This window comes from Janthinobacterium darwini (assembly GCF_051380905.1).
Taxonomy (GTDB): Bacteria; Pseudomonadota; Gammaproteobacteria; order Burkholderiales; family Burkholderiaceae_D; genus Janthinobacterium.
Genome location: NZ_JBNYXX010000001.1, coordinates 3,230,365 through 3,246,370, shown reverse-complemented (window position 1 = coordinate 3,246,370; position 16,006 = coordinate 3,230,365). Strand labels below are relative to the sequence as shown.

Annotated in this window: 10 protein-coding genes and 1 tRNA gene; 7 read left to right on the top strand and 4 right to left on the bottom strand. The window is 62.5% G+C overall.

Annotated elements, in window-relative coordinates; genetic code table 11:
* Positions 1 to 32: 32 nt before the first annotated feature.
* On the top strand, positions 33 to 1,166 hold the full coding sequence (locus ACQ4WZ_RS14945) for an esterase-like activity of phytase family protein (RefSeq protein ID WP_436573795.1): 1,134 nt from the start codon (positions 33 to 35) through the stop codon (positions 1,164 to 1,166).
* Here the strand turns inward: ACQ4WZ_RS14945 and ACQ4WZ_RS14940 are convergent.
* The 4 genes from ACQ4WZ_RS14940 to ACQ4WZ_RS14925 form a co-directional block, all read right to left on the bottom strand.
* Positions 1,135 to 3,294: a putative bifunctional diguanylate cyclase/phosphodiesterase gene (locus ACQ4WZ_RS14940; protein ID WP_436573794.1), complete on the bottom strand. Its 2,160-nt coding sequence runs from the start codon at positions 3,292 to 3,294 to the stop codon at positions 1,135 to 1,137. The two genes, ACQ4WZ_RS14945 and ACQ4WZ_RS14940, sit on opposite strands and share 32 nt — an antisense overlap.
* Position 3,295: 1 nt before the next feature.
* Positions 3,296 to 6,160, bottom strand: coding sequence for a response regulator (locus ACQ4WZ_RS14935; RefSeq protein WP_436573793.1), 2,865 nt, complete (start codon positions 6,158 to 6,160; stop codon positions 3,296 to 3,298).
* A gap of 309 nt (positions 6,161 to 6,469) precedes the next feature.
* Positions 6,470 to 6,670 (bottom strand): YbdD/YjiX family protein, encoded by a 201-nt coding sequence (locus tag ACQ4WZ_RS14930; RefSeq protein WP_010396213.1) that lies wholly within the window; start codon positions 6,668 to 6,670, stop codon positions 6,470 to 6,472.
* A complete protein-coding gene (locus tag ACQ4WZ_RS14925; protein WP_101480305.1) occupies positions 6,670 to 8,730 on the bottom strand; it encodes a carbon starvation CstA family protein in 2,061 nt (686 codons plus the stop codon). Before ACQ4WZ_RS14925 ends, ACQ4WZ_RS14930 begins: the two co-directional genes overlap by 1 nt.
* 242 nt (positions 8,731 to 8,972) lie before the next feature.
* Here ACQ4WZ_RS14925 and ACQ4WZ_RS14920 point away from each other — a divergent pair, with 242 nt between their 5' ends.
* The 6 genes from ACQ4WZ_RS14920 (at position 8,973) to ACQ4WZ_RS14895 (ending at position 15,994) form a co-directional block, all read left to right on the top strand.
* Entirely contained in the window at positions 8,973 to 10,343 is a 1,371-nt protein-coding gene (locus ACQ4WZ_RS14920) for a cache domain-containing protein (protein ID WP_436573792.1), read from the top strand.
* Between the two features lie 17 nt (positions 10,344 to 10,360).
* Complete coding sequence (locus ACQ4WZ_RS14915) at positions 10,361 to 10,990, top strand: response regulator transcription factor (protein ID WP_101480307.1); 630 nt, start codon at positions 10,361 to 10,363, stop codon at positions 10,988 to 10,990.
* A gap of 263 nt (positions 10,991 to 11,253) precedes the next feature.
* Positions 11,254 to 12,378: an EAL and HDOD domain-containing protein gene (locus ACQ4WZ_RS14910; protein ID WP_436573791.1), complete on the top strand. Its 1,125-nt coding sequence runs from the start codon at positions 11,254 to 11,256 to the stop codon at positions 12,376 to 12,378.
* A 1-nt stretch (position 12,379) separates the two neighbouring features.
* A complete protein-coding gene (locus tag ACQ4WZ_RS14905; protein ID WP_436573790.1) occupies positions 12,380 to 14,434 on the top strand; it encodes a putative bifunctional diguanylate cyclase/phosphodiesterase in 2,055 nt (684 codons plus the stop codon).
* 94 nt (positions 14,435 to 14,528) lie between these two features.
* Positions 14,529 to 14,618: transfer RNA gene (locus tag ACQ4WZ_RS14900), tRNA-Ser, on the top strand.
* Between the two features lie 194 nt (positions 14,619 to 14,812).
* On the top strand, positions 14,813 to 15,994 hold the full coding sequence (locus ACQ4WZ_RS14895; RefSeq protein ID WP_436573789.1) for a tyrosine-type recombinase/integrase: 1,182 nt from the start codon (positions 14,813 to 14,815) through the stop codon (positions 15,992 to 15,994).
* Positions 15,995 to 16,006 lie beyond the last annotated feature (12 nt).

Below are 16,006 nucleotides of genomic sequence, written 5' to 3'. Positions count from 1 at the left end.
GAATTTGCTTCCTGACTTATTTGATACCGATCATGCCTCCATTGTTCCGTACCGCGCTTGCCCTGGCGTCCGCCGCCATCCTTCTCTCCGCCTGTGCCAGCTTCCCGCATGACGCGCCGATTGCCGGCCTGCGCCTGATCGGCGAACAGCGCATCGCCTTGAAACAGGCATTCCAGGGCACCACCGTGGGCGGCTTGTCCGGCATCGACTATGATGCGGCCAATAATAGCTGGGTGATGGAAAGCGATGACCGCTCGGAAATCAATCCGGCGCGCTTCTACCGCGCCACCCTGGCCTACGACAGCAAGGCGTTTAGGGGCGTGACGCTGAGCAGCGTGCATTTCTTCACGCAGCCCGACGGCAGCCGCTATCCGAATCTGGCGCATGCCAAGCTCGACAGTGGCGACCAGGTGCCCGATATCGAAACCATCCGCGTCGATCCGCAGGACGGCAGCCTGTGGTACGGCAGCGAAGGAAACCGCAAGGTGGGCTTGCACCCGTTCGTGCGCCACGCCGATAGCGGTGGCCACTACCTGGCAACCTTGCCCACGCCCGCCATGTTCAATGTCTCGAAGGACGAGGTGGGTTCGCGCAACAACATGAGCTTCGAGGCACTGTCGTTCTCGTCGGATGGCAAGAGCCTGTGGCTGGGCATGGAAGCGGCCCTGTACCAGGATGGCCCGCTGGCCACGCCCGGCAACGGTTCCGTCGTGCGCATCACGCGCCTGGACCGCGCCGGCAAGGTGCTGCACCAGTATGCGTATGCTATCGAACCGGTGGCTTCGCGGCCCGCGCCGGGGCGCGAAGCGGACAATGGCGTGTCGGAAATCCTCGCCGTGAACGACCACCAGGTGCTGGTAGTGGAGCGGGCCGGCGTGGAAAACGCGGACGGCATCTATACGAATCACGTGCGCGTCTACGCGATGGAAACGGATGGCGCCACCGATATCCAGGCCATCCCGGCCCTGGCGGGCGCGGCCTATGTGCCGGCGCGCAAGCGCTTGCTGCTGGACCTGGAAAAGATCGGCCTTGAAAGAGTTGACAATATCGAAGGCATCAGTTGGGGCCCGCGCCTGGAAAACGGCCGCCGCAGCCTGGTAATGATTTCCGACGATAATTTCAACGCCCAGCAAGTCACGCAAATCCTTGCTTTCGAAGTGCTCTAGATTGCAGGCTGGCCAGCGGACCCTTCTGTCTGGCCAGCATGGCCGTGATCGTGTCGTGCGGCGAGGGATGGCCCAGGAAATAGCCTTGCGCCATGTCGCAGCCGTATTTTTCCAGCATCAGCAGCTGCTCGTCCGTCTCCACGCCTTCGGCCACCACCACCATCTTCAAACCGTGCGCCATGGCGATGATGGCGCGCGTGATGGCCGCGTTTTCCGTATCCTGCGGCAAGCCGGCGATAAAACTCTTGTCGATTTTCAAGGCCCGCACGTCGAAGCGTTTCAGGTAATTCATCGACGAGTAGCCCGTGCCGAAGTCGTCGATGGACAGGTACACGCCGATGCCGCGCAACTGCTCCAGGGTCACCATGGTGGCGCGCGCATCGTCCATCAAGGTTCCTTCCGTCAACTCCAGCTCCAGCAGGCGCGCGTCGAGGCCCGTGTCGGCCAGGGCCGAGAGCACGATCTGCATCAGGTTTTCATCCTTGAATTGTTTGGCCGACAGGTTCACGGCCATGCGGATGGCGCGTCCGCCATCGCTTTGCCAGGCCTTGGCCTGGTTGCACGCCGTGCGCAGCACCCATTCGCCGATGGGCACGATCAATCCCGTCTCTTCGGCCAGCGGGATGAATTCCGTGGGCGAAATGATGCCCCGCTCCGGGTGGCGCCACCGGACCAGCGCTTCCACGCCCACGATCTGTGTGCTCGGTACGTCTATCTGCGGCTGGTACAACAAGTACAGCTCGTTGTTCTGCAAGGCCTTGCGCAGCCCCACTTCCATCTTCACATGGCTCATGATTTCCATCGTCAGCGAAGAGCTGTACAGCTTGGCGTTGTTCTTGCCGCAGTTCTTCGCGTGGTACATGGCCGTGTCCGCAAATTTGAGCAGCGAGTTGCAGTCCTCGCCATCTTCCGGATACAGCGAGATGCCGATGCTGGCCGTGACGAAAATCTCGTGCCCCTCGATCATGAAGGGCCGCCGCATGGCTTCCTTCACCCTGTGCGCCACGTTCAGCGCGTCTTCCACCCGCTCCAGGTCGGGAATTAATATCGTGAATTCATCGCCGCCGAGACGCGCCAGGTTGCTGCCGCCGAAGGTGGCCTCACACTCGTGTTCGGTGCGCAGCACCAGGTCGCTGGGGCGGATGGTTTCGCGCAGGCGCTCGGACACCACCTTGAGCAGGTGGTCGCCCACGTCGTGGCCCAGGGTGTCGTTGATGCGCTTGAAGGCATCGAGGTCCATGAACAGCACGGCGAATTTCTTGTCGTGCTCTTTCGAGCGCACCAGTTCGCGTTCCAGTGTTTCCAGAAAGGCTTGCCGGTTGGGGATGCCTGTCAGGCTGTCGCAATAGGCGAGGCGGCGGATCTGTTCTTCCGTGCGCTTGCGCTCGCTGATGTCGCGCACCAGGCCCAGCACTTCGTCGGCCCCCGTCGCCACCAGGCGCGCCTCGAAGTGACGCGTGCTGTTTTCGTGGGTGAGCGTGTAGTCGACCGAGCCGATGTGCTGCGTGGCCAGCACGGCGTGCGCCTTGTCCAGCAGGCGCGCGGCGATTTCGGGCGGCAGCACGTCGCGGATATGGCTGCCCACGCAGTCGCTGAGGGAAAAGCCGGCGCTGGCGTCGTGGCCCTGTTCGTAGTCGAGATAAAAGCCTTCGCGGTTCAGGCGAAAGAAGGTGTCGGGGATGGCGGCCAGCACGGCGCGGTTGTGCGCGTCGGCAATGCGCAGGCGGGCGATGGCGTCGCTGGCGCGCAGCACGTACAGTGCGCGATGGCCCAGGATGGGCCAGTTGATGGGCTTGGAAATGAAATCCGTGGCGCCCACTTCGTAGGCACGCGTGACCGCATCCAGCTCGTCGTCGCCCGTGACCATGATGATGGGCACGGTACCGCCCACTTCCTGGAGGCGGATTTCGCGGCATACGGCAAAGCCGTCCAGGGCCGGCATGTCGACGTCGAGCATGACCAGGTCCGGCCCGCTGTGCTTGTAGCTGGCCAGCGCCTGCACGCCGTCTTCGGCCTCGATCACGTCCAGGCCCACCTGCGTGAGCATTTGCCGCATCAGCATGCGCATCACGGGATCGTCGTCTGCAACCAGCACCAGGCCGCGTGGGGAAGGGAGGGGCGCTGTCATGTCAGTGTTCCTTCACGAGGATGGCGCTCAGCGATTCGCGTACGGCCAGGAAGGCTTGCTGCATCTGCAGCAGCAGGATAGTCGCACCGTCGGTACTGCCAGCGCGGCCCAGTTTTTCCATCTCCTTGCATAGCTGCGCCAGGCGATCGGCGCCCACGTTGGCGCTGCCCGACTTGAGGCTGTGGGCCACCTTGCGCAGCGCATCCGCATCCGCGCCGGCAATCGCTACGCGCATGGCGCTCAATTGGCGCGGCGTCTCGCTGGTAAAAGCGAGGATGACCCGCTCGAGCAACGCATCGCCATCGGCGCGCGACAGGGTGCGGATGTTTTCCAGCGCCTGCCGGTTCAGCGGCGGGCACGCTGGCGGGGCGGCGGCCAAAGGCGGCGCCACCTCCGGCGATGTCTGCGGCTCCGGCTCAGGCGCCACACTGTGATGCACGGTGGCCGCGCGCGGCAGGGTGATCCAGCGCGCAATCGTGTGGCCCAGGTCTTGCTGCGTAAACGGCTTGCTCAGGTAATCGTCCATGCCGGCCGCCAGGCATGCTTCGCGGTCGCCCTGCAACGCATTGGCCGTGATGGCGACGATCGGCAGCACGCGCGCGTGGCCGCACTGCTGTTCATGGCGGCGGATTTCCGCCGTGGCGGCAAAGCCATCCATCACGGGCATCTGGCAATCCATCAGTATCAAATCGAAATCCTCGGCCTGCGCCGCCTGCAAAGCCTCTTCGCCGTTGCCCGCACACACCACGTCCAGGCCCAGGCTGTCGAGCATGGCCAGCGCCACTTCCACGTTAACGCGATTGTCCTCGGCCAGCAGCACGCGGCGGCGCTGGCGCCGGCCCACCTGGCGGGCCGTGTATGGCGGATGGATGCGCATGCCCTCGCTGGCGCGCGGCGGCGTGACGATGCAATCGAACAGGTCGCATTCGCGGGCCGGCTTGATCAGCTGGAAGGCCACGCCCGCCTCGCGCCGCTGCACGGGATCGGCCGCCGCCTGCTCCGTGCTCAGCAGCAGAAGCTTCAGGTCGGCCAGCAGCGGCTCGCTCTTGATGTTGGCCGCCAGGGCCAGGCCGCTGGTGCGCGGCAATTCCATGTCGAGCAGGGCCACGGCATACGGGGTGCCCGCCTGCGCGGCCGCGCGCAGCTTGGCCAGGCAATCGCTGGCCGTGCCGGCGCTGTCGCTGACGATGTGCCAGCTGGCCAGCTGCCGTTCCAGCACGGCACGCGTGGCGGGTGTGTGGTCGACGATCAAGGCGCGTAACCCTCGTGTGGTTTTCAGGTTGAAGGACGGGTCGTCGCTGTCGACCCGTCGCTTATCGAAATTTACTTCGAACCAGAAGATCGATCCTTGCGTTAAAGCATTATCAACGCCGATAGTGCCGCCCATCAGTTCCACCAGCTGTTTCGAGATCGTCAGTCCCAGGCCCGTGCCGCCGTGCTTGCGCGTGGTCGAGCCGTCCGCCTGCGAGAATGATTCGAAGATGCGCGTCTGTGCCTCGTTTGACACGCCGATGCCCGTGTCGTGCACCTCGAAGCGCAAGCCCACGCTGGCCGCATCTTCGCTGCACACTGCCACTGTCACGGTGACCTTGCCCGTTTCCGTGAACTTGATGGCGTTGCCCAGCAGGTTGACGATGATCTGGCGCAAACGGTTGGGGTCGCCGCAAATGGCAATGGGAATGTCAAACGCGATATCGAATTCCAGGCTGATATTTTTCGCTTCCGCCTGCGGCGCGAACACGTGCTCTATATCGTCGAGCAATTCGCGGAAATTGAAGCGGATGTATTCCACGCTCAGCTTGCCCGCCTCGATCTTGGAGAAGTCGAGGATATCGTTGATGATCACCAACAAATTCTGCCCCGAGCGCTGCACCATGCTCGTGTAGTGGCGCTGCTGCGGGCTCAAAGGGCTGGCCAGCAGCAGTTCCGTCATGCCCAGCACACCATTCATGGGCGTGCGGATTTCATGGCTCATGGTGGCGAGGAAGGCACTTTTTGCCTGGCTGGCTGCCTCGGCTGCATCCTTGGCCTTTTCCAGCTGCGCCGTCCGCACGCCCACCTGGCGCTCGAGCTGGTCGCGGTAATTGGCCAGGGTGCTGTCGCGGCTGTCGATCTGCGCCAGCATGTCGTTGAAACTGTCGATCAGCACGCCCAGCTCGTCGCTGCGGTGGTGCGCGATGCGGTGGCTGTAGGTCTGGCTGCGGGACACTTTTTGCGCGGTATCGATCAGTTTGGTGATCGGCTCGGCGATCACGCTTTTGAAACGCCGCGCCAGGAAGACGGCGATCAGGAAGGACAGTACGGTAGCGCCGCCGATGGCGCCCACGTGGCGGCCGATGTTGCGCCACATGTGGTTCAGGTCTGCTTCGATCAGTACGGCGCCGACGATCTGCTGCGGCGCGCCCGGCCGGTAGACGGGACGGTACAAGCGCATGGTGGGCGCCAGGGGCGTGCCCGCTCCTTGCGTGACGGGCTGCACGGCCATGTCGGCCAGCAAGGCCGGGTCCATGTCTTCCGGCGTCGCCAGGCCCGCCAGCTCCTTGTCGTGCTGCGGCGCGCGGTACAGGGCGAACAGGCGTCCGCCCCGGTCGAACAGGGCCGCCTGGGAGATCTCGTCGCGCGCCGCCAGCGCCGCCAGCATCTGTTCCGCCTGCGGCTGTGCCGATTTTCCCACCATCAATGGCGCCGCGCTGGCCGCACCGATCACCCCCGCCATGGACAGCAGTTGCTTGCCTTCATCGTTCTTGTGGCTGAGCACGGACGTCAGGGCTAACGCCACGAACACCAGCAGCAGCGCGCAGCCCGACGACAGCACGGAGATCATGGTCAGCTTCTGGCTGATGCTGGAGCGGTGGAAATTGAACATGGTGGCGGCGCTTCCCCGGTCGGCCCCTTGACTGTTTTTTAATTCCTATTGGAAAAATATAGACGCGAAGACACACCCTGATGTTGATATGGGTCTAAGGGAGGAGAGGGGAGGGGAACTTATACGAGATGAAACAAATAGGGCGGTTCCGCAAGACCGCCCTCAAATTATTGCTGAGCAACAACACCTGGCCCAGTCTTAGCGAGCGGAAGGCAGAGGTGGCCGAGAAGCGCAACCGTACTGAAGTACGGTGAGCATCGCAAGCCGCCTATGCCGACGCGCAGCAGGCTGGGTCAGGTGTCACCACAACTAGCAACAGCCGCCGCGCTTGCCGGCTCCGCCGTAGCGGGCTTCCTGGCGTTCGCGGAAGAACTCTTCATACGTCATCATCGGCTCGCCGGGATGGGTCACTTCCCGGTGCGCCACGTAGGTGTCGTACTCGGGCAAGCCGCACATCAGCCGCATGCTTTGCCCCAGATACCGTCCAGCCTTGATGATTTCATCGATCATCATTGCACCGTGGGCATGGCCTGGAACGGCGTTTCCTTGGTGCTCGGACGGCTGTCGGCGCGCGCCTTCATGATGGTGCGGATGCCGAAGAACAGCACGCTGATCACGACGATGACGAAGAAGGCGGCCAGGCCGGCGTCCAGGTAATCGTTGAAGATGATCTGCTGCATCTGCGCTACCGACTTGGCCGGCGCCAGCAGGGTGCCTTCATCCAATGCCGCCGAATACTTCTTCGCGTGCGCCAGGAAGCCGACGCGCGGATTGGCATCGAAGATCTTTTGCCAGCCGGCCGTCAGGGTGCACAGCAGCAGCCAGATGGTCGGCGTGATGGTGACCCATGCGTACTGGCCCTTCTTCATCTTGAACAGCACGCAGGTGCCGAGGATCAGCGCTATCGCCGCCAGCATCTGGTTGGCGATGCCGAACAGTGGCCACAGGGTATTGATGCCGCCCAATGGATCGACCACGCCCTGGTACAGGAAGTAGCCCCATGCCGCCACGCACAGGCCCGTAGCCAGCAGGTTGGCGATGACGTTTTCCGTCTGTTTCAAGCTTGGCACGAAGCTGCCCAGCAAGTCTTGCAGCATGAAGCGGCCCGCACGCGTACCCGCATCGACGGCCGTCAGGATGAACAGCGCTTCGAACAGGATCGCGAAGTGGTACCAGAAGGCCATCATGGCCTTGCCGCCGATGGCGCCGGAAAGAATCTGCGCCATGCCGACCGCCAGGGTCGGTGCGCCGCCAGCGCGCGAAATGATGCTGTGCTCGCCCACGTCCTTGGCCGTCTGCGTCAGCATTTCCGGTGTCACATAGAAGCCCCATTGCGAGATCGCCTGTGCGGCGGACTCTGCCGTAGTGCCGATCAGGGCGGCCGGGCTGTTCATGGCGAAATAGATGCCCGGCTCGATGGTCGAGGCGGCCACCAGGGCCATGATGGCAACAAACGATTCCATCAGCATGGCGCCATAGCCGATGAAGCGGGCATGGCTTTCGTTTTCAATCATTTTCGGCGTAGTGCCCGAGGAAATCAGCGCGTGGAAGCCGGAGACGGCGCCGCAGGCGATGGTAATGAACAGGAAGGGGAACAGATTGCCCGACCAGACGGGGCCGGAGCCGTCGATGAACTTGGTCATGGCCGGCATTTTCAGGTAAGGCGCGACGACGATGATGCCGATGGCCAGGCCCAGGATGGTGCCGATTTTCAGGAAAGTCGACAGGTAGTCGCGCGGCGCCAGCAGCAGCCACACGGGCAGCACGGAAGCGATGAAGCCGTAGCCGATTAGCATCCACGTCAGTTCCGTGCCGGTAAACGTGAACATCGGGCCGAGAACGGCGTGTTCCTGCACGTACTGGCCGCCGATGATGGCCAGCATCAGCAGCACAAAACCGATGATGGAAATTTCGCCGATGCGGCCCACGCGGATGAAGCGTGAATACACGCCCATGAACAGGGCGATGGGGATGGTCGCCATGACGGTGAAGCTGCCCCATGGGGAGCCCGTCAGCGCCTTGACCACGATCAATGCCAGCACGGCCAGAATGATGACCATGATCATGAAGCAGCCCAGCAAAGCGATCATGCCAGGAATTTCGCCCAGTTCAGCCTTGATCAGGTCGCCCAGGGAGCGGCCGTCGCGGCGCATGGAAATGAACAGCACGATGAAATCCTGCACGGCGCCGGCAAACACGACGCCCGCCAAAATCCACAGCATGCCGGGCAAATAGCCCATTTGCGCAGCCAGCACGGGGCCGACCAGGGGGCCGGCGCCGGCAATCGCCGCGAAATGGTGGCCGAACAGCACATATTTATTCGTCGGCACGTGGTCCAGGCCATCATTGTGCTTGAAGGCGGGCGTCATGCGGCGCGCATCCAGTCCCAGTACCTTGTCGGCGATGAACAGGCTGTAGAAACGGTAGGCGATCAGGTAGACGCAGACGGCGGCGATGACGATCCAGATCGCGCTGATCGGTTCGCCACGTTGCAGGGCGACGACGCCCAGGGACCCGGCGCCGGCCAGCGCAAGCGCTGCCCAGCCGAGCTGTTTGAAAATGCGGTTCATGCTTCCTCCAGAGATTTGACGGGCGCTATGCCGTGCGATGATGGTGTTTTGCTCCTGGTCGTCGCCAGTTTGATGTTACTTTTGGTGTATTTGCAGCTTATGGCGAGTATTCAGGAATCGTATAATTGCCGCAAGCGCACGACTACGCAGTAACGCTCAGTATTACTACGCAGGGCGAATGCCACGCCGCGACGTAAAATCACGCATTCCCACCAGCATCGACGCCGCCGGAGCGCCAGGCCATGAAACTCAGACAGAAAGTCATCTTCCTGGCTATCACGCCGCTCATTCTTGCCCTGTGCGCCATCGCGTTTGCCGTGCGGCACCAGGCCATCACCCTGGCAGAGCAGCAGCGCGCCACCATCCAGCAAGCCTACCTGGCCAGCAAGGAAGCCGAACTCAAGCATTACGTGACCCTGGCCAGCCATTCCATCGCGTCCCTGTACCAGTCGGGGCGCAAGGATGCCGCCACGCAAGAGGAAGCCAAGCGCATCCTGTCCGCCCTCAGCTATGGCGACGATGGCTATTTCTTCATCTATGATTTGCAGGGCAAGTCGCTGATGCACCCGCGCCAGCCCGAACTGGTGGGGCAGAATCTGTGGCAATTGCGCGACGCGGACGGCAATCTGACCATCCAGCGCCTGATGCAGCGGGCGAAGAGCGGCGGCGGCTTCGAGCGCTACAACTGGATCAAGCCGTCGACGAACAAGTCCGCACCCAAGCTCGGCTATGTGATCTTGATGCCGGAATGGGGATGGATGATGGGTACCGGCATTTACATGGATGACGTGGACCAGGCGCTGGCCAAGGTCGACGCCCAGCAGTCGCGCAATATCCGCTCGACCATGGAATTGATCGCCGCCATCGCCATCCTCGGCTCCCTGCTGGTGGCCGCCTGCGGCCTGGTGCTGAATTTGCGCGAATTGAGGGTGGCCGACGCCAAGCTGAAAGTGCTGGCGCAGCGGGTGGTCGAATCGCAGGAGGAGGAACGGGCGCGGCTGTCGCGCGACTTGCATGACGGCATCAGCCAGTGGCTCGTTTCCATCAAGCTGCAGATCGAGGCGGGCATCGCGCGCCTGGCCGGCAATGCCGAGCAGAAAGAAAAGGCGCCCGTCACCTTCGAGCGGGCCGCCGAGCAACTGAACAAGGTGCTGGGCGAGGTGCGGCGCATTTCGCACAACCTGCGCCCCGCCATTCTCGACGACCTGGGCCTGGCCGCCGCGCTCGACCACCTGGTGCATGAATTTAACGACAGCAGCAGCGCGCAAGCCAGTTTCACGGCCAGTCCGGCGGCGGCGGGCGAGGGCTTGACCGACATGGTCAATACCGTGTTGTTCCGTATCGCCCAGGAAGCGCTGACCAATTGCGAGCGCCATGCCCACGCCAGCGGCGTGGAAGTGAGCCTGCACGAGGCGGGCAAGGCGGTGGAGTTGCGCATCCAGGATAATGGCGGCGGCTTCGACTTTGACGGCATCGCCCTGCATCCGCAGCGCGGCATCGGCCTGCGCAACATGACGGAACGCATGGAAGCCATCGGCGGCAGCCTGCACATCACTTCCTCGCCGGCCGGCACCCTGGTGCTGGCGCGGCTCGCCCTTCCACCCACACATTAATTAATAGATTCCGAGACATGACCGAGACGATCAACATCCTGCTGGTGGACGACCATCCCCTCGTACGCGACGGCTTGCGCGCGCGCCTGGAGGCGGTGGCGCATTTCGACGTGGTGGCCGAGGCGGGCGGCGCCGACGAAGCGCTGGCCCAGGCGCGCCTCCACCAGGTGGACCTCGTGTTGATGGATATCAATATGCGTGGCATCAACGGCATCGAAGCGACGGCGCTGTTCAAGCAGGCGTTTCCGCAGATTGCCGTGCTGATCCTGTCCATGCACGACAAGCTCGAATATGTGTCGCAAGCCATCGCCGCCGGTGCGCGCGGCTATGTGCTTAAAGATGCCCCAGGGAAAGATATCGTCTTTGCCATCGAGACGGTGATGTCCGGCGGCATTTATTACAGCGCGGCCCTGGCGCGGCAACTGTCGCGCCCGCAAGTGCACGATTCCTTCCTCACCACGCGCGAACAGCAAGTGCTGCAGCACATCGCGGCGGGCCAGTCGAACAAGCAGATCGCCCGCGACCTGGACCTGAGTGTGCGCACGGTGGAGACGCACCGGCTGAACATCAAGCGCAAGCTGGGCATCGAAGGGCAGGCTGAATTGATCAAATATGCGGTCGAGCACGCGCATGGCGGCAGCAACTGACGAGGCGCACGCCGCGCCGTGCTTTATCAAACCCGCATGACAGGCGGGTCTCGCGGGGGAATGTTCTTTTTGAACATTTATTGCCAAAATTAAACTGTTTCGCGGGTGAGATTCGGATAGAATGATTCTCGCTGTCGAGGGCATCCCTGTCGGGCCAGGGTTGCCAATGCTGGTCAGTTTATTTACTATGGCGCCCTACCCACACTGAGATACCGATGTCAGCGTCTGAATCAAACCTGTTTCCGTTGGTGGGATTACAAGCAGTGGCCAATGCTCATAATGAGTGGGTCGCTGTCACCCTGCATGTACCGCAGGCATCGACGGCGCCGCTGCTGGCGGCGCTGGCCGCTGCCGATGCGTATGCGTTTCTGGCACCGCTCGACTGCATCATTCCCCTGGCCGACCCGCATGGCGTGGACGAGGCCGTGCTGGCGCAACTGGCGCCACAACGCACCATCTTCCGTTTGCCGGCCCAGCTTGCCGGCGACAAGCAGATCCAGAAAAAATGCCAGCAATGGCGCGACGCCGGCTACCGCATCCTTCTCGATGGCGCCGATGCCGGTCCCGTGGTGGCGGCGCAGGTGGACGCGCGCGCGCTGAGTTTTGACGCGGCGGGCGCACGCCCGGCCCTGCATCAGCTGCTGCCCTTGCCGGGGCCGCACCTGGCCTACAATATCGTCGACGCGGGGCAGTTTGCTGCCTTGCAAGAAATCGGCGTGAGCTGGTTTGCCGGCGACTATGCCCTGCACCATGCACGCCAGCAAAGCGAGCCGGAAGATGCCACCTCGCGCCGGCGCCTGCTGGCGCTGCTGGGCCTGCTGGCCCGCGATGCCGACGCGCACGAGCTGGAAGTGCCGCTCAAGCAAGACCCATCGCTCAGCTATCATTTATTGAAACTGGTCAACTCAGCCGCCTTCGGTTTCACGGCGCCGATTACCAGCTTCAGCCAGGCCATCACCCTGCTGGGACGGCGCCAGCTGCAGCGCTGGCTGCAACTGCTGCTCTATGCGCGCCAGCAAGACGACGGCAAGATCCATGCGCTGCTGCCGCTGGCGGCCGTGCGCGCGGCACAGATGGAAGCGCTGTGCCAGCTGCGCGGCGGCGATCGCGATGCGCAAGACCTGGCCTTCATGGCCGGCGTGTTTTCCCTGCTCGACGTCCTGTTGGGCATGCCGATGGAAGAGATTATCGCCACCCTGAACCTGGCGCCTGAAGTCAGTGCAGCCTTGTTGGAGCGCAATGGCGAGCTGGGTACCTTGCTGGCGCTGGTCGAAAGCGCCACGCCGCCGCCGGAAGGCTTGCGCCGTGCCGGCATCGATGGAGAAACCTATTGGCGCAGCCTGCTACAGGCCTACCAATGGGCGATCCAGGTCAGCCGGAACCTGTAGCATGACCTTGCTGCCGGTGTCGGATTACCTTGGTGACAGCGCCGCCCTGTGCGATGCCGTCGTGCGTTTGCGCGGCCCCGCGCTGGTAGCTGAACTGGGCCGTATCGCCAGCGCCGTGATGGCCAGCCCGCATGGCCAGTTCCTGCCCTCAGTCAGCGCCGATGGCGCCACGTCAGCAACGCTGCCCGCGCCTTTCCCACGCGATACGCCCGCCTTGCTGCAGGAAATCAGTTTCGACGGCCACTGCTTTGGCCATTACAGCGTGGCGGGACGCAGCCTGTACAACGACGCCGACCGCCGCCACCTGGCCAGCCTGGCTTCGTTGACGGCCGGCGTGCTGCAGGTGCATTCGCTGGCGCAACGCTCGACCCATGCTTTTGCGCAAGTCGAAGCCTTGCTGGCGCAGCAGACCCAAATCCTCGACCAGTTGCACGAATCCGTGCTGACGATGGACTTGACGGGCTACATCACCAGCTGGAACAAGGGCGCCGAGCGCCTGTTCGGCTACACCTCGGTGGAAGCCGTGGGGCGCAACATCCTGTTCCTGTACGACGATGAAGACACGGCTTTCCACGACGCCTTCCTGGAGCAGGGAGGCCGCCTGATGGAGGTGCGCCGCCGAAAGAAGTCGGGCGAGATTTTCTGGGCCAGCCTGTCCTTGTCGCCGCTGCAGGACATGGACGACAAGCCCATCGGACTCATCGCCTACCTGACGGACATCACGGAACGCAAACTGGCCGAGGAGCGCCTGCACCACCTGGCCTATTACGACCCGCTGACCAGCCTGCCCAACCGCACCTTGCTGGCCAAGCTGGTCGACCAGGCCCTCAGTGTGGCGCAGCGCAGCAAGATGCTCGGCTGCGTGCTGTTCATCGATCTGAACCGCTTCAAACTGATCAACGACACCCTGGGCCGGCGCATCGGCGACGAACTGCTGCGCCAGGTCTCCTTGCGTTTTCGCAAGGTATTGCGCGATCAGGACCTGGTGGCGCGCCTGGGCGGTGACGAGTTTGCCGTTGGTCTGTTCGACATCGGCCAGCATTTCGAAGCCAGTATGGTGGCGCAAAAGCTGCTGGCCTCCCTGGTGCAACCGTTCCTGATCGAAGGCCACGACTTGCGCGTGGGCGCCAGCATCGGCATCAGTGTGTATCCGCAAGACGGGCATGACGCGGAAACCTTGCTGCGCCTGGCCGACATCGCCATGTATCGCGCCAAGCAGGACAGCGGCGGCGAAGCGGAAAGCGTGGCCTTCTACAGCCAGGACATGAATGTGGGCATGCAGGCGCGCATGCGCCTGGAAACAGGCTTGCGCCAGGCATTGTCGGAACAGCAACTTTTGCTGCACTACCAGCCGAAGTACGCTTTGGGCAGCGGCCGCATCATCGGCGCCGAAGCCCTGGTGCGCTGGCACCACCCGCAGCACGGCATGATCCCGCCCGCCGAGTTCATTCCCCTGGCCGAATCGACGGGCCTGGTGGTGCAAGTGGGCGAATGGGTACTGGAAGCGGCCTGCGCCCAGGCGCAGGCGTGGAAGCTGGCCGGCCTGCCGCCCATTCGCCTGGCCGTCAATGTGTCCGCGCGCGAATTCACTTCGGCCCTGCCCGCCAGAGTGGCGGCCACGCTGGCCCGCTACGGCCTGGAAGCGGCCTGGCTGGAACTGGAAATCACGGAAAGCACGCTGATGCACAACATCGAGCGCGTGATCGGCATCATGGATCGCATCACGGCCTTGGGCGTGGCCTTGTCGCTGGACGACTTTGGCACCGGTTATTCAAGCTTGTCCTACCTCAAACGCTTCCCCATCGACACCTTGAAAATCGACCGATCGTTTACCACCGGCATCCCCACCGACGCCAGCGACTGCGCCATCGCCAGCACCATCATCAGCATCGCGCAGCAGTTGCATCACAAGGTGATCGCCGAAGGCGTGGAAACGGCCGAGCAGCTGGCCTTCCTGAAGAGTTCGGGCTGTGACGAAGTGCAAGGTTATTTGTTCTCGCGCCCGTTGCCGGCGGCGGAGTTCGAGAAGGTACTGCGGGAAAACTGGGGCCTTTAGTTCATGCTTGTTGGCTCTTTCCTGTCAGAAGAACGAGTTGCGACAGTGCCAGCCATTGGTAAGCCACGGACCTTTATGTATAATGCTGCCATCAGGAAGCGTGGCCGAGTGGTTGAAGGCACTAGTCTTGAAAACTAGCGACGGGTTACACTGTTCGTGAGTTCGAATCTCACCGCTTCCGCCAAGTACATAAAAAATTCGTGAGTATACTCAACCTATATTCAACCGAATTTCATTGAAAATCAACGACTTAGCTTGATTTTCAGCCTTCCGAATCGCAGATTCGGTGGTATCCAAAAAGGCTCTCGCAGAATGACGCGTAGGCTAAATTGTAGGTATCATGCGGTTTTTCTCAGAACCGTACCTACAGGATATCGCATGGCCATCAATACCCTTACCGACGCAGACTGCCGCCGCGCAACGCCGAATGACGGCAAGCTGCGCAAGCTCTTCGATGGCCATGGCCTGATGCTGGCAGTCCTGCCAAGCGGAAACAAGGTTTGGCGCATGGCCTATCGTAACGACGAGGGCAAGCAGCAAACTGCCGTGATCGGCCCGTATCCCCTGATTGGCCTCAAGGAAGCCCGCGAGCGCCGGGACGTTTTGCGGTTGAAACTGATCGACGGGGAAGACCTCAAGCCCAAGCGTAAGACAAGCAGCCCATCCATTGCACTTGATGCCGCCATCGATACCTACTGGGCCGGGCGCACGGACATCAGCGCCGGCTACAAGGCAAATGCACTGCGCGCGCTGGCCATGTATATCTCGCCGACGTTGGGCGCGAAAACTGTGCGTGAAATTACCAAGGAAGACTTGATGGCCGCGCTGCGTCCGATGGATGCCGCCGGCCTGTCCGTGTACGTCCGGCGCGTGCGCATGTGGGTGGGCCAGGTACTCGACTGGTCCATTCAGCACGGCCACTGCGAAGAGAACCCCGCATCGAACATCAATTCGAAGGTCGCTTTTTCACGCAAGCCGCGCGAAGGTTTCGCCGCCCTGGCATTGGCCGAGGTGCATCCGTTCATGGAGCGCCTGGACCTGGAAGATGAAATTCAGTCTGTGCTGGCCTGCAAGCTGCTGGCGTTGACGTGGACGCGCACGGACGAGTTGCGGCGCATGACCTGGGCGGAAGTGGAGGGCGATGTCTGGCGGATACCGGGCAAGCGCATGAAGAAGGGCCGCGAACATCTGGTGCCGCTGTCATCCCAGGCGCTGGACCTGCTGGCTGAAATGAAGCTGCGTTCGCGGGGGAGCAACTACGTTTTCCCGAACGACCGGGGCGGCAGCCGCCCCATGAGTGAAAACGCGATTCTCTACCTCATTCACCGTATCGGATTCAAGGGCAAGATGACGGGCCACGGCTGGCGCAAGGTCGGTTCCACCTGGGCCAACGAGCACGAATACAACTCGGATCATGTCGAGGTGCAGCTTGCGCACAAGGACGGCGGCGTGCGCGGAGTCTACAATTCGGCGGAATACCTGAAGCAGCGCCGAGTGATGCTTCAGGCCTTCGCTGACTGGCTGCTAAAGAAGCCTGATTCCAGCGGCTTGGAGCGTTGAAAGGCGCCATCC